We start from the raw sequence: 12,594 nt of genomic DNA, 5'->3' as shown, positions 1-12,594 counted from the left end.
GAAGTCAGCCGAGCACCCGTCGGGCCTCCTCAGCGACCGCGGCGGCGATCGCCTCGAGGAGCGTGGAGCGCAGGTTCCACTGCTGCCAGTACAGCGGGACGCGCACGGGTTCCCCGCCGAGCGGGACGACGGCGCCGGAAGCCACGGCCTCCGTCAGCTGGGACCCAGGCAGCAGCCCCCAGCCGAGCCCCAGAGTGACCGCCTGCGCGAAATCGTGCGAGGCGGGCACGTAGTGGCGCGGGACGCCGTGTGCGTCGATGCCCCGGGAGGCGAGCCACTGATGCTGCAGACCGTCACGGCGGTCGAAGTCGACGAACGGCGCACGGCGGAGCGCCTCGGGTCCGACGCCTTCGCCGAACCAGCGCCGCGAGAACTCGGGCGTGGCCACGGCCTCGTAGGTGAGCACTCCGAGCGCCGAGACCGAGCAACCGGTCACGGGAACGGCCTCCGATGTGACCGCGGCCATCACCTCGCCGGATTCCAGGAGTCGCGCGGTGAAGTCCTGATCGTCGCGGTGCAGGTCGAAGTCGATGTCGTGGACGGCGCTGAGGCGCGCGAGCGGTGCGAGGAACCAGGTGGCCATCGAGTCGGCGTTCACCGCCAGCGGCACGCTCGCCCGTCGGCCCGCGCCCTCCATTCCGAGCTCTGCGAGCGCCTCATGCTCAAGCAGTGAGATCTGGCGCGCCATCCGCACCACCGCTTCGCCGGAGGGAGTCACGGTCGCCGGGCGTCCGCGCACGACCAGGACGCGGCCGAGCTGCTGCTCGAGCGTCTTGAGCCGCTGACTGACCGCCGACGGCGTGATGCTGAGGGCGCGCGCCGCGGCCTCGAGACTTCCGCCGTCGACGATCGCCGCGACGGTGGACGCGAGCTCCGGGGCGATGGATGCCATGAAGCGATGCTAATGGAACATAAGCATCGTGCGCTGGCGCTTACGCTGACGTTCTCGTAGCGTCGAAGGGTGCTCTCGTTCTTCGCCGGCCTCGGCCTCGGCCTCTCGCTAATCATCGCCATCGGCGCTCAGAACGCCTACGTGCTGCGGCAGGGCATCCGACGCGAGCACGTCTTCGCCGTGGTCGCCATCTGCGCGGCATCCGATGCGGTGCTGATCCTCGCCGGCGTCGCCGGGCTCGGATTCCTCGTAGAGCGGATGCCGTGGCTCATCGTGGTCGCGCAGTGGCTGGGCGCCGCGTTCCTGCTCGTGTACGGAGTGGGCGCTGCCCGCAGAGCGCTGCGCGGTACCGACCTCGGTCTCAGCGGCGATGCTCCTCTCGCCGGCCGCTCCGGAGGGCGACTGGCAGCCGTCATCCTGACGACGCTGGCGCTGACCTGGCTGAATCCGCACGTCTACCTCGACACCGTGCTCATGCTCGGGTCGATCGCCGCGACGCACGGCGATGCCCGATGGATCTTCGCCGCCGGCGCGGTCCTCGCCAGCATCCTCTGGTTCACCGCGCTCGGCTACGGGGCGCGCCATCTCGGACGCTGGCTGAACACCCCGAGGGCATGGCGCATCCTCGACGGCGTGATCGCCGTGATCATGATCGCCCTGGCGGTGAGCCTGGTGGTGCAGGCGGTCAGCATCTGAACGCGCGCCGGATCAGTCGTCTTCGGTGGGTTCCGCGTCGAGTGGACGCATGATCCTGGCGAGGAAGCGCCTGGTGCGCTCATGCGCGGGTGCGGTGAACAACTGCTCGGGCGGACCCTCCTCGACGACGACGCCGCCGTCCAGGAACAGCACGTGGTCGGCGGCCTCGCGCGCGAACTCGAGCTCGTGGGTGACGACGACCATCGTCCATCCCTCGTCGGCGAGTTCCTTGATCACGAGCAGCACCTCGCCGACGAGTTCAGGGTCGAGGGCGCTGGTCGGCTCGTCGAACAGGAGCACGTCCGGCCGGAGGGCGAGCGCGCGCACGATGCCGACGCGCTGCTGCTGTCCGCCGGAGAGTTCGTGAGGGTACGCGTCCTCCTTCTCCGCCAGCCCCACCCGTGACAGCAGTTTCCGCGCGGCATCCACGGCCTCGTCCTTAGGACGACCCTGCACCCGCCAAGGACCTTCGATCACATTCTGCAGGACGGTGAAGTGCGGGAAGAGGTTGTGATGCTGGAACACCATCGCTGAACGGTCGCGAAGCGCGAAACGCGTGCTCTTGGTCGGGCGGGTGGCGAAGTCGATGTCGGGCCCGCCCTGGATCGCGAGCGTTCCGGCGTCGGGTGTCTCGAGTCCGTTCAGCGAGCGGAGCACCGTCGTCTTGCCCGAACCGCTCGGTCCGATCAGCACGACGACCTCGCCGCGGTGCACGGTGAGATCCAGGCCCTTGAGTACCTCGTTCGCACCGAAGCTCTTGTGGAGGCCACGTGCGGCGAGGAGAGGCGTCCGCTCGTTGTCGATCGGGCGGCGGTCAGTGGGCGACATGACGATCGAGCCTCTTCTCGAGCAGGTTCTGTCCGCCGGCGAGCACAAGGCAGATCACCCAGTAGACCAGCGCCGCGGTCAGATACACGGCCATGAACTTGTAGTTGAAAGCCGCGATCTGCTGAGCCACGCGGAAGAGCTCCGTCACGAGGATCAACGACGTGAGCGAGGTGTCCTTCACCAGCGAGATGAATGTGTTGGACAGCGGCGGCACCGACACGCGGGCCGCCTGAGGGAGGATGACGCGGGTGAGAGTGCGCGAGCGCCCCATGCCCACGGTGTAGGCGGCTTCCCACTGGCCCTTCGGGACGGACAGGATGGCCGCGCGGATGACCTCGGCCGCGTAGCCGCCGACGTTCAAGGAGAGCGCGATGATGGCGCTCGGCCACGGGTCGACGAGAATCCCGATCGAGGGAAGCCCGTAGAAGATGACGAATAGCTGCACCAGCAGCGGAGTGCCGCGGATGATCGAGATGTAGACGCGCGCGATGCCGGAGAGCACGCGGTGCTCCGAGATGCGCATGAGTGCGACTCCGAGCGCGAGCGCGAGCCCCAGAGCGAACGAGAGCAGGGCGAGCGGGATCGTTGCGGTCACTCCGGCCAGGGCGATCGGCCCTACCGAGCTGAGGAACACATCCCACAGGTCCATGGCTACTCGGTGATGTCGGCGCCGAAGTACTTGTCGCTGATCTCGGCGAGAGTGCCGTCCTCGCGCAACTCGGCGAGAGCACCGTCGATCGCGTCCGCGAGCTCCTGCTTGTCCTTGGTGAACGCGAAGGCCGAGAGCCCCGCCTCATCGGTCTCGGCCGCGATCTTCAGGCCCGTGTCGCCTTCGGTCGCTTCGTAGTCGAGGAACGTGAGCTTATCGTTGACCGTCGCGTCCACGCGTCCCTGCTTGAGCAGCGAGACGGCCTGGGCCCAGCCTTCGACGTTCTCGACCTGGGCGCCGCTCGAGGTCGCAAGCTCATACCAGTTGCTGGTGAGCGACTGCGCGGTCGTCTTGCCCGCAAGATCGTCGAAGGAGCTGATCGAGTCGTCGTCCGCGTTCACGACGATGACGCCGGGCGAGACTGTGTACGGCTCGCTGAAGAGGTAGTTCGCCTCACGCTCGTCGTTGATCGTGACCTGGTTCGCGATCAGGTCGAAGCGTCCGGCGTCGAGGCCCGCGAAGATCGCGTCCCACTGCGTCTCTTCGAACTTGATGTCGAGGTCGAGCTTCTCGGCCACGGCCTCGATGATCTCGACGTCGAAGCCGACGAGCGCGCCGGAACCGTCGCCCTCGTGGAAGCTGAAGGGACGATAGGTGCCCTCTGTGGCCACTGTCAGGGTGCCGTCGGTCACGAGACCGTACTGACCGCCTGCTGCATCGCCGCCGTCACCCGGGTCGCTGTTCGCGCTGCAGGCGGTAAGTGCCAATGCTGCGACGGCGAGGACTGCTGCAACGGTGACGCGACGTGACATGTGCGACCTTTCTGGGGGAACTTCATCCGATGTGGATGTTAACGCAAAATGGCCACCCTGCGTTGGGTGGCCATTTTGTTTAAAAGGAGTCCGGCGGTGTCCTACTCTCCCACAGGGTCCCCCCTGCAGTACCATCGGCGCTGTGAGGCTTAGCTTCCGGGTTCGGAATGTGACCGGGCGTTTCCCTCACGCTATGGCCGCCGAAACACTATTGATGTTTCAATCAAACCTAAGAACACGTGATGTGTTGTTAGGGTTCTCGACCGTACATCGAGAACCACTCAGTGGACGCGGAGCATCAGAAAATTCGAACTGATGTTAGGTGTTATCAAGTCATCGGCTTATTAGTACCAGTCAGCTGCACACGTTGCCGTGCTTCCACATCTGGCCTATCAACCCAGTAGTCTGGCTGGGAGCCTCTCACCCACAAGGGGCATGGAAGTCTCATCTTGAGGCCGGCTTCCCGCTTAGATGCTTTCAGCGGTTATCCATCCCGAACGTAGCTAATCAGCGGTGCTCCTGGCGGAACAACGACTGACACACCAGAGGTTCGTCCAACCCGGTCCTCTCGTACTAGGGTCAGATCCTCTCAAACTTCCTACGCGCGCAGCGGATAGGGACCGAACTGTCTCACGACGTTCTAAACCCAGCTCGCGTACCGCTTTAATGGGCGAACAGCCCAACCCTTGGGACCTACTCCAGCCCCAGGATGCGACGAGCCGACATCGAGGTGCCAAACCATGCCGTCGATATGGACTCTTGGGCAAGATCAGCCTGTTATCCCCGAGGTACCTTTTATCCGTTGAGCGACAGCGCTTCCACAAGCCACTGCCGGATCACTAGTCCCGACTTTCGTCCCTGCTCGACCTGTCAGTCTCACAGTCAAGCTCCCTTGTGCACTTACACTCGCCACCTGATTGCCAACCAGGTTGAGGGAACCTTTGGGCGCCTCCGTTACTTTTTGGGAGGCAACCGCCCCAGTTAAACTACCCACCAGGCACTGTCCCTGAACCGGATCACGGTTCGAAGTTAGATATCCAGAGTGACCAGAGTGGTATTTCAACAATGACTCCACCATAACTGGCGTCATGGCTTCACAGTCTCCCACCTATCCTACACAAGCCACACCGAACACCAATACCAAGCTGTAGTAAAGGTCACGGGGTCTTTCCGTCCTGCTGCGCGTAACGAGCATCTTTACTCGTAATGCAATTTCGCCGAGTTCGCGGTTGAGACAGTTGGGAAGTCGTTACGCCATTCGTGCAGGTCGGAACTTACCCGACAAGGAATTTCGCTACCTTAGGATGGTTATAGTTACCACCGCCGTTTACTGGGGCTTAAATTCTCAGCTTCGCCTTGCGGCTAACCGGTCCTCTTAACCTTCCAGCACCGGGCAGGCGTCAGTCCGTATACATCGTCTTGCGACTTGGCACGGACCTGTGTTTTTAATAAACAGTCGCTACCCACTAGTCTCTGCGGCCACCACACCCTTTCGGAGTAAATCCTAATAAGCGGGTGGCCCCCCTTCTCCCGAAGTTACGGGGGCATTTTGCCGAGTTCCTTAACCACGATTCTCTCGATCTCCTTGGTATTCTCTACCTGACCACCTGAGTCGGTTTGGGGTACGGGCGGCTAGAACCTCGCGTCGATGCTTTTCTTGGCAGCATAGGATCATCCACTTTTTATCCGCATCGTGTCTCAGCCTGTATGAGTCGCGGATTTGCCTACGACTCGGCCTACGCACTTGCACCAGGACAACCATCGCCTGGCTTGGACTACCTTCCTGCGTCACACCTGTTAATACGCTAACCGCACCAGCATGGGGTCGTACGCTAGGCCCACACGCCATCACCCGAAGGATCCGGTCACGTGGGATTCAGATACTTAGCACCACTGGATTGGTTTGGGCGGTTCTTCGCCGGTACGGGAATATCAACCCGTTGTCCATCGACTACGCCTGTCGGCCTCGCCTTAGGTCCCGACTTACCCAGGGAAGATTAGCTTGACCCTGGAACCCTTGGTCTTTCGGAGGACATGTTTCTCACACGTCTTTCGCTACTCATGCCTGCATTCTCACTCGTGTAGCCTCCACGGCTGGTTCACACCGCCGCTTCGCTGGCCACACGACGCTCTCCTACCCATCAACACGGCTGGACCACGAAGGCCTACCAATAATGTCAATGCCACAACTTCGGTGGCGTGCTTGAGCCCCGTTACATTGTCGGCGCGGAATCACTTGACCAGTGAGCTATTACGCACTCTTTCAAGGTGGCTGCTTCTAAGCCAACCTCCTGGTTGTCACAGCAACTCCACATCCTTTTCCACTTAGCACGCGCTTAGGGACCTTAGATGGTGGTCTGGGTTGTTTCCCTCTCGACTATGAAGCTTATCCCCCACAGTCTCACTGCTGCGCTCTCACTTACCGCATTCGGAGTTTGGCTGACGTCAGTAACCTTGTAGGGCCCATCGGCCATCCAGTAGCTCTACCTCCGGCAAGAAACACGCAACGCTGCACCTAAATGCATTTCGGAGAGAACCAGCTATCACGAAGTTTGATTGGCCTTTCACCCCTATCCACAGCTCATCCCCTCAGTTTTCAACCTAAGTGGGTTCGGTCCTCCACGCGCTCTTACACGCGCTTCAACCTGGCCATGGATAGATCACTTCGCTTCGGGTCTAGGACATGCGACTGAATCGCCCTATTCAGACTCGCTTTCGCTACGGCTACCCCACACGGGTTAACCTCGCCACATATCACTAACTCGCAGGCTCATTCTTCAAAAGGCACGCTGTCACCCCTACTAAGGAGGCTCCAACGGTTTGTAAGCAAACGGTTTCAGGTACTATTTCACTCCCCCCGGGGTACTTTTCACCTTTCCCTCACGGTACTTGTCCGCTATCGGTCATCTGGGAGTATTTAGGCTTATCAGGTGGTCCTGACAGATTCACACGGGATTTCTCGGGCCCCGTGCTACTTGGGATACTCTTCACGCCAGAACACGCATTTCGGCTACGGGGTTGGCACCCTCTATGACCGGCCTTTCAAGACCGTTCGCCTATACGCTTCTGTCACGTCGCCACCTCGGCAGAGATGACTGAAAAGTCCCACAACCCCGAACATGCAACTCCTGCCGGATATCACACACACTCGGTTTAGCCTGATCCGGTTTCGCTCGCCACTACTAACGGAATCGCGGTTGCTTTCTCTTCCTGTGGGTACTGAGATGTTTCACTTCCCCACGTTCCCTCTACCCGCCCTATATATTCAGGCGGGAGTCACTAGGTCGGCACGCCGCCCAGCGGGGTTTCCCATTCGGACACCCTCGGATCAAAACTTGCTTATCAGTTCCCCGAGGCTTATCGCAGATTGCTACGTCCTTCTTCGGCTCCAGATGCCAAGGCATCCACCGTTTGCTCTTAAAGACTTGAAACAACATGAGTTCGAATCGTCAAAATTGAAATTGACTAATGATCTTTAAGATCATCAATACAACACAACCCCAAAGGGTCATGTTGAAGATGCTCGCGTCCACTGTGTAGTTCTCAAAGTACGGGCGGTACCCCCACCGATTCACAACCGTGAACCAGAAAGGGGCCCAGAGGTACAGTCCCGACCAAACGATCGGTTCCGGTCCCTCAGGACCCAACAGCGTGCATGCACCACATCCCCATGACCTCCCGTTCCAACCGCCGAAGCAGCGTACTAACGAAAACCATGCATCCGTGATGCCTTGTCTAATGTTCCACCCATGAGCTCCCAGCGAAGAACATGTGCCTTCGAACTGGGTTCTGGACACCCCGAGGGGCGTCAGATGCTCCTTAGAAAGGAGGTGATCCAGCCGCACCTTCCGGTACGGCTACCTTGTTACGACTTAGTCCTAATTACCGATCCCACCTTCGACAGCTCCCTCCCACAAGGGGTAGGCCCCGCTTCAGGTGTTACCGACTTTCATGACTTGACGGGCGGTGTGTACAAGACCCGGGAACGTATTCACCGCAGCGTTGCTGATCTGCGATTACTAGCGACTCCGACTTCATGAGGTCGAGTTGCAGACCTCAATCCGAACTGGGACCGGCTTTTTGGGATTCGCTCCACCTCACGGTATCGCTGCCCATTGTACCGGCCATTGTAGCATGCGTGAAGCCCAAGACATAAGGGGCATGATGATTTGACGTCATCCCCACCTTCCTCCGAGTTGACCCCGGCAGTATCCCATGAGTTCCCACCATTACGTGCTGGCAACATAGAACGAGGGTTGCGCTCGTTGCGGGACTTAACCCAACATCTCACGACACGAGCTGACGACAACCATGCACCACCTGTTCACCAGTGTCCAAAGAGTCCCCTGTTTCCAGGGTGTTCTGGTGTATGTCAAGCCTTGGTAAGGTTCTTCGCGTTGCATCGAATTAATCCGCATGCTCCGCCGCTTGTGCGGGTCCCCGTCAATTCCTTTGAGTTTTAGCCTTGCGGCCGTACTCCCCAGGCGGGGAACTTAATGCGTTAGCTGCGTCACGGAATCCGTGGAATGGACCCCACAACTAGTTCCCAACGTTTACGGGGTGGACTACCAGGGTATCTAAGCCTGTTTGCTCCCCACCCTTTCGCTCCTCACGTCAGTTACGGCCCAGAGATCTGCCTTCGCCATCGGTGTTCCTCCTGATATCTGCGCATTCCACCGCTACACCAGATTCCAATCTCCCCTACCGCACTCTAGTCTGCCCGTACCCACTGCAGGCCCGAGGTTGAGCCTCGGGATTTCACAGCAGACGCGACAAACCGCCTACGAGCTCTTTACGCCCAATAATTCCGGATAACGCTTGCGCCCTACGTATTACCGCGGCTGCTGGCACGTAGTTAGCCGGCGCTTTTTCTGCAGGTACCGTCACTCTCGCTTCTTCCCTGCTAAAAGAGGTTTACAACCCGAAGGCCGTCATCCCTCACGCGGCGTTGCTGCATCAGGCTTCCGCCCATTGTGCAATATTCCCCACTGCTGCCTCCCGTAGGAGTCTGGGCCGTGTCTCAGTCCCAGTGTGGCCGGTCACCCTCTCAGGCCGGCTACCCGTCGACGCCTTGGTGAGCCATTACCTCACCAACAAGCTGATAGGCCGCGAGCCCATCCCCAACCAAAAAATCTTTCCAACAAGTAACCATGCGATTCTTGTTCGTATCCAGTATTAGACGCCGTTTCCAGCGCTTATCCCAGAGTCAGGGGCAGGTTGCTCACGTGTTACTCACCCGTTCGCCACTAATCCACCCAGCAAGCTGGGCATCATCGTTCGACTTGCATGTGTTAAGCACGCCGCCAGCGTTCATCCTGAGCCAGGATCAAACTCTCCGTAAAAAAAGATGCATACAACCACCGGAATAAGGTGATCACAGCGAGTTTGAAACTGACCAAAGAGATATTCATTGCTGACTATCCGTTGCCAACCCTCCGAAAAGGATTGGTCTTTGATCCAAAGGAATCTCACCCCACCGAAGTGGAGTCGAGGTTATTTGGCATTTGACAAGTGCACGCTGTTGAGTTCTCAAGGATCGGACGCTCCCCCGACCCAGTCATCACAACCAGGCCCGAAGGGCAACTTCTCAATCTTATCCGCCTCATCCGGCCTGTCAAATCGACGCGCCGACCGGATCTGAGATCCGCTGCGCGGTCGAAGTGAACCGCAGAAGAGGTGGAAGCTCCCAGTCTAGACGCAAGCGCCCAGGTCCTTCAAGTGAAGGATTCGGGAGGTGGTTCTCCACTTGAGGGGGGTGAGGCTCTGAGCCTCTCCGCTTCCCTGTGGGGCGAACAAGTAATAACTTACGCGGGATCCGGAGACCGGGCAAATCGAGCGCGTCGCCCTGGCGTGTCGCGCCGGCATCCCCTGTTCTCCTTGGGTCCCGGGTACGACGAAGGGCTCCCACCGTGACGGTGGGAGCCCTTCGAAGATGTCAGCGTCAGATGGCGTTGACGTCCAGCGGGATGCCGGGGCCGAACGTGGTCGACACGGCGCCCTTCTGGATGTAACGGCCCTTGGCGCTCGACGGCTTCAGACGCACGATCTCCTCGAGCGCTGCACCGATGTTCTCGTCGAGCTGCTCTGCGGAGAACGAGGCCTTGCCGACGACGAAGTGCACGTTGGCGTGCTTGTCGACGCGGAACTCGATCTTTCCGCCCTTGATCTCCTCGACGGCCTTGGCCGGGTTCGGAGTCACGGTGCCGGTCTTCGGGTTGGGCATCAGGCCACGGGGGCCGAGCACCTTGCCCAGTCGACCGACCTGGCCCATGAGCTCAGGGGTCGAGACAGCCGAGTCGAAGTCGGTCCAGCCTGCGGCGACCTTCTCGATGAGCTCGGCGCCGCCGACCTCATCCGCGCCTGCGGCGATCGCAGCCTCGGCCGCGGGGCCGGTGGCGAACACGATGACGCGTGCGGTCTTACCGGTGCCGTGCGGGAGGATGACGGTGCCGCGCACCATCTGGTCTGCCTTGCGCGGGTCGACGGCGAGCTTCAGCGCGACCTCGACGGTCGAGTCGAACTTCGCCGAGCCGGTCTCCTTCGCGAGGGCGACTGCCTCGGTCGGGGTGTAGAAACGGTCTGCCTCGATCTTCTCGACGGCAGCCTTGTAAGCCTTGGACTTTGCCATGATTATTCCCCTCAGCCCTCGACCGTGATGCCCATGGAGCGGGCGGTTCCGGCGATGATCTTCGAGGCGGCCTCGATGTCGTTCGCGTTCAGGTCAGCCTGCTTGGTCTCTGCGATCTGACGGACCTGGTCCTTGGTGATCTTGCCGACCTTGACGGTGTGCGGCGTGGCCGAAGCCTTCTGCACGCCGGCGGCCTTCTTGATGAGCTCCGCTGCCGGGGGCGTCTTCAGGACGAACGTGAAGCTGCGGTCCTCGTAGACGGTGATCTCCACAGGGATGACGTTGCCGCGCTGCGACTCGGTCGCGGCGTTGTACGCCTTGCAGAACTCCATGATGTTCACGCCGTGCTGACCGAGCGCGGGGCCGATCGGCGGCGCCGGGTTGGCGGCACCGGCGTTGATCTGGAGCTTGATCAGGCCGGTCACCTTCTTCTTGGGTGCCATTCTCTTTCCTTTCATCGAATCGGATGCCGTGGCATCCGGTTCTCCCGCGAACCCGGCATCTCCGGGCTGCGGTGCTGTTGCGCGCGCGCCGAAGCGCACCCACAAACCACGTAAGTCTACCCGATCACAGCGGCTGCGGTGATCACGTGTTCTCCGCCGCGTACTGTGCGACGATCCGCTCCCCCAGCGCCCGCAGCGCGGCTCGCACCGCGACGGGTTCGATCACCTCGGCGACGCTCGACCACCCGGCCAGCTGTTCGGCCAGGGCGTCCACGCGGTGGGCATGCACCTCGACGAGCGGATGGCCATCGTCAGCGCCGGCATCGATCACGCGCGCCTGCGCGCCGAACTGATCGCGCAGCGCACGCATCGCCCACGGTTGCACGCTCACCACGGCGCGCACTGTGCCGCGCAGGTCCTCTACACGGGCGACCATTGCTGTCCAGACCGCAGACGCGTCGAAGCCATCGGGAGGCGCGCCCCGACCCGCGAGTATCTCGAGATCGCGGATCCGATCGACTCGGTACGTGCGCAGCCGGTCCTCATCCGCGGCGTCAGCGCCTTCGCCCGGCGGTGCTGCGAGCAGGTACCAATGCACGCCCCGGCTGCCGACGACCAGCGGTACGAGGTCGACCGCTTCCTCTCCGCGCGAGCCCTCGTAGTCCAGCCGCACCCGATGCTGCCGTGCGATCGCGCGCTGCAGCTGCTCGACCCGAGCTGCGACCGCGGCATCCTTCTTCTGGCCCCACGGCACATCCTGCATCGTCGCCGACGCGACCCGCTCAGCGCCCTCGCGGAAGGGTGCAGGCATGGCACGGATGAGTTTGCGCACGGCGGCGATGCGCTCTGGATCGCCGGCACCACCCTGCGCCAGACCGATGAGAACTGATGTCACCTCACCCTCGGTGAGCCCGGTGAGGTCGGTGCGCGCACCTCCGATCAGACGCCAGCCGCCACCGCGCCCGCGCGTCGGGTAGATCGGGACGCCTGCCATCGACAGCGCCTCGAGGTCGCGTCGAGCGGTCGGCACGGAGATCTCCAGTTCGGAGGCGAGCTGCGCGGCGGTGATCTGCGGCCGGCCCTGGAGCAGCAGAAGTGCCTGGATGAGACGATCGGCACGCATTTCGGAACTCCTTCGAGAAGTCTCGGTGAAGTGATCAGAAGATGATCACTTCACCATCGAGCATAGAAGAAACACCCGCAATCAAGGAGAAGACCATGTTCCGAGGACTCGCCAACATCAACCTCGTCGCCGACGACATGCCGGCCGCGATCGACTGGTACCGCCGGCTGTTCGGTGCGGAGCCGTACTTCATCCGCCCGGAGGAGGGCCCTGCTCAGTACGCCGAGTGGCGCTTCGGCGACGACGAAGACGAGTTCGCGCTGATGGATGCCCGCTTCCGGCCCGCGCTCGACCAGCCCGGCGGCGCACTGGTGAGCATGCACGTCGACGACATCCAGGCCGCCTTCGACCGGCTGATCGCGCTCGGAGCGACCGAGTTCGATCCGATCACCCAACGCGGAGACGGCTGGTGGTCGGCATCCGTCAGCGACCCCTTCCGCAATCTCATCGGACTCATCCAGAGTCCGCACTGGGCAGCGCAGCACGACGCCTGACGCGAAGACGGCCGCCCCGAGAGGGACGG

At 61.6% G+C, this 12,594-nt stretch carries 9 protein-coding genes and 3 rRNA genes; 2 read left to right on the top strand and 10 right to left on the bottom strand.

All coding sequences use genetic code 11. From position 1 onward, the window contains the following. Nucleotides 1-4: 4 nt before the first annotated feature. Nucleotides 5-892 (bottom strand): LysR family transcriptional regulator ArgP, encoded by an 888-nt coding sequence (locus IM776_RS03900; protein WP_194421722.1) that lies wholly within the window; start codon nucleotides 890-892, stop codon nucleotides 5-7. A 69-nt stretch (nucleotides 893-961) separates the two neighbouring features. Here IM776_RS03900 and IM776_RS03895 point away from each other — a divergent pair, with 69 nt between their 5' ends. Beyond that, entirely contained in the window at nucleotides 962-1,588 is a 627-nt protein-coding gene (locus tag IM776_RS03895; RefSeq protein ID WP_194421721.1) for a LysE/ArgO family amino acid transporter, read from the top strand. A gap of 12 nt (nucleotides 1,589-1,600) precedes the next feature. Here the strand turns inward: IM776_RS03895 and IM776_RS03890 are convergent, their stop codons facing one another. The 9 genes from IM776_RS03890 to IM776_RS03850 all read right to left on the bottom strand — a co-directional run bounded on the left by IM776_RS03890 (nucleotide 1,601) and on the right by IM776_RS03850 (nucleotide 12,071). Beyond that, nucleotides 1,601-2,416: an amino acid ABC transporter ATP-binding protein gene (locus IM776_RS03890; RefSeq protein ID WP_194421720.1), complete on the bottom strand. Its 816-nt coding sequence runs from the start codon at nucleotides 2,414-2,416 to the stop codon at nucleotides 1,601-1,603. Beyond that, nucleotides 2,403-3,065 (bottom strand): amino acid ABC transporter permease, encoded by a 663-nt coding sequence (locus IM776_RS03885; protein WP_194421719.1) that lies wholly within the window; start codon nucleotides 3,063-3,065, stop codon nucleotides 2,403-2,405. Before IM776_RS03885 ends, IM776_RS03890 begins: the two co-directional genes overlap by 14 nt. A gap of 2 nt (nucleotides 3,066-3,067) precedes the next feature. Further along, on the bottom strand, nucleotides 3,068-3,877 hold the full coding sequence (locus IM776_RS03880; RefSeq protein ID WP_194421718.1) for an amino acid ABC transporter substrate-binding protein: 810 nt from the start codon (nucleotides 3,875-3,877) through the stop codon (nucleotides 3,068-3,070). 88 nt (nucleotides 3,878-3,965) lie between these two features. Beyond that, nucleotides 3,966-4,082, bottom strand: a 5S ribosomal RNA gene (gene rrf / locus IM776_RS03875). A 119-nt stretch (nucleotides 4,083-4,201) separates the two neighbouring features. Continuing rightward, a 23S ribosomal RNA gene (locus IM776_RS03870) occupies nucleotides 4,202-7,308 on the bottom strand. Between the two features lie 392 nt (nucleotides 7,309-7,700). Continuing rightward, nucleotides 7,701-9,219 (bottom strand): 16S ribosomal RNA (locus IM776_RS03865). The 16S, 23S and 5S rRNA genes sit together here, the layout of an rRNA operon. 599 nt (nucleotides 9,220-9,818) lie before the next feature. Beyond that, a complete protein-coding gene (gene rplA, locus IM776_RS03860) occupies nucleotides 9,819-10,505 on the bottom strand; it encodes a 50S ribosomal protein L1 (RefSeq protein WP_194421717.1) in 687 nt (228 codons plus the stop codon). Between the two features lie 11 nt (nucleotides 10,506-10,516). Then, nucleotides 10,517-10,948, bottom strand: coding sequence for a 50S ribosomal protein L11 (gene rplK, locus IM776_RS03855; protein WP_144792427.1), 432 nt, complete (start codon nucleotides 10,946-10,948; stop codon nucleotides 10,517-10,519). 142 nt (nucleotides 10,949-11,090) lie between these two features. Continuing rightward, on the bottom strand, nucleotides 11,091-12,071 hold the full coding sequence (locus IM776_RS03850) for a helix-turn-helix transcriptional regulator (RefSeq protein WP_194421716.1): 981 nt from the start codon (nucleotides 12,069-12,071) through the stop codon (nucleotides 11,091-11,093). A gap of 95 nt (nucleotides 12,072-12,166) precedes the next feature. Between IM776_RS03850 and IM776_RS03845 the strand changes: the two genes are divergently transcribed. Next, the gene (locus IM776_RS03845; protein WP_194421715.1) at nucleotides 12,167-12,565 is read left to right on the top strand and encodes a VOC family protein; all 399 of its coding nucleotides are present in this window, start codon (nucleotides 12,167-12,169) and stop codon (nucleotides 12,563-12,565) included. The last annotated feature ends 29 nt before the right edge of the window (nucleotides 12,566-12,594 follow it).

This window comes from Microbacterium abyssi, assembly GCF_015277895.1.
In the GTDB taxonomy this organism is placed as follows: domain Bacteria; phylum Actinomycetota; class Actinomycetes; order Actinomycetales; family Microbacteriaceae; genus Microbacterium; species Microbacterium abyssi.
Note: the sequence above shows the minus strand (reverse complement) of the source record. Positions and strands in the feature narration are given on the sequence as shown.

Bases quoted from the DNA above. Each gene is read 5' to 3' on its own strand.
- IM776_RS03900 (WP_194421722.1), bottom strand. From the start codon at position 892: ATGGCATCCATCGCCCCGGAGCTCGCGTCCACCGTCGCGGCGATCGTC.
- IM776_RS03890 (WP_194421720.1), bottom strand. From the start codon at position 2,416: ATGTCGCCCACTGACCGCCGCCCGATCGACAACGAGCGGACGCCTCTC.
- IM776_RS03885 (WP_194421719.1), bottom strand. From the start codon at position 3,065: ATGGACCTGTGGGATGTGTTCCTCAGCTCGGTAGGGCCGATCGCCCTG.
- IM776_RS03880 (WP_194421718.1), bottom strand. From the start codon at position 3,877: ATGTCACGTCGCGTCACCGTTGCAGCAGTCCTCGCCGTCGCAGCATTG.
- rplA (WP_194421717.1), bottom strand. From the start codon at position 10,505: ATGGCAAAGTCCAAGGCTTACAAGGCTGCCGTCGAGAAGATCGAGGCA.
- rplK (WP_144792427.1), bottom strand. From the start codon at position 10,948: ATGGCACCCAAGAAGAAGGTGACCGGCCTGATCAAGCTCCAGATCAAC.
- IM776_RS03850 (WP_194421716.1), bottom strand. From the start codon at position 12,071: ATGCGTGCCGATCGTCTCATCCAGGCACTTCTGCTGCTCCAGGGCCGG.
- IM776_RS03845 (WP_194421715.1), top strand. From the start codon at position 12,167: ATGTTCCGAGGACTCGCCAACATCAACCTCGTCGCCGACGACATGCCG.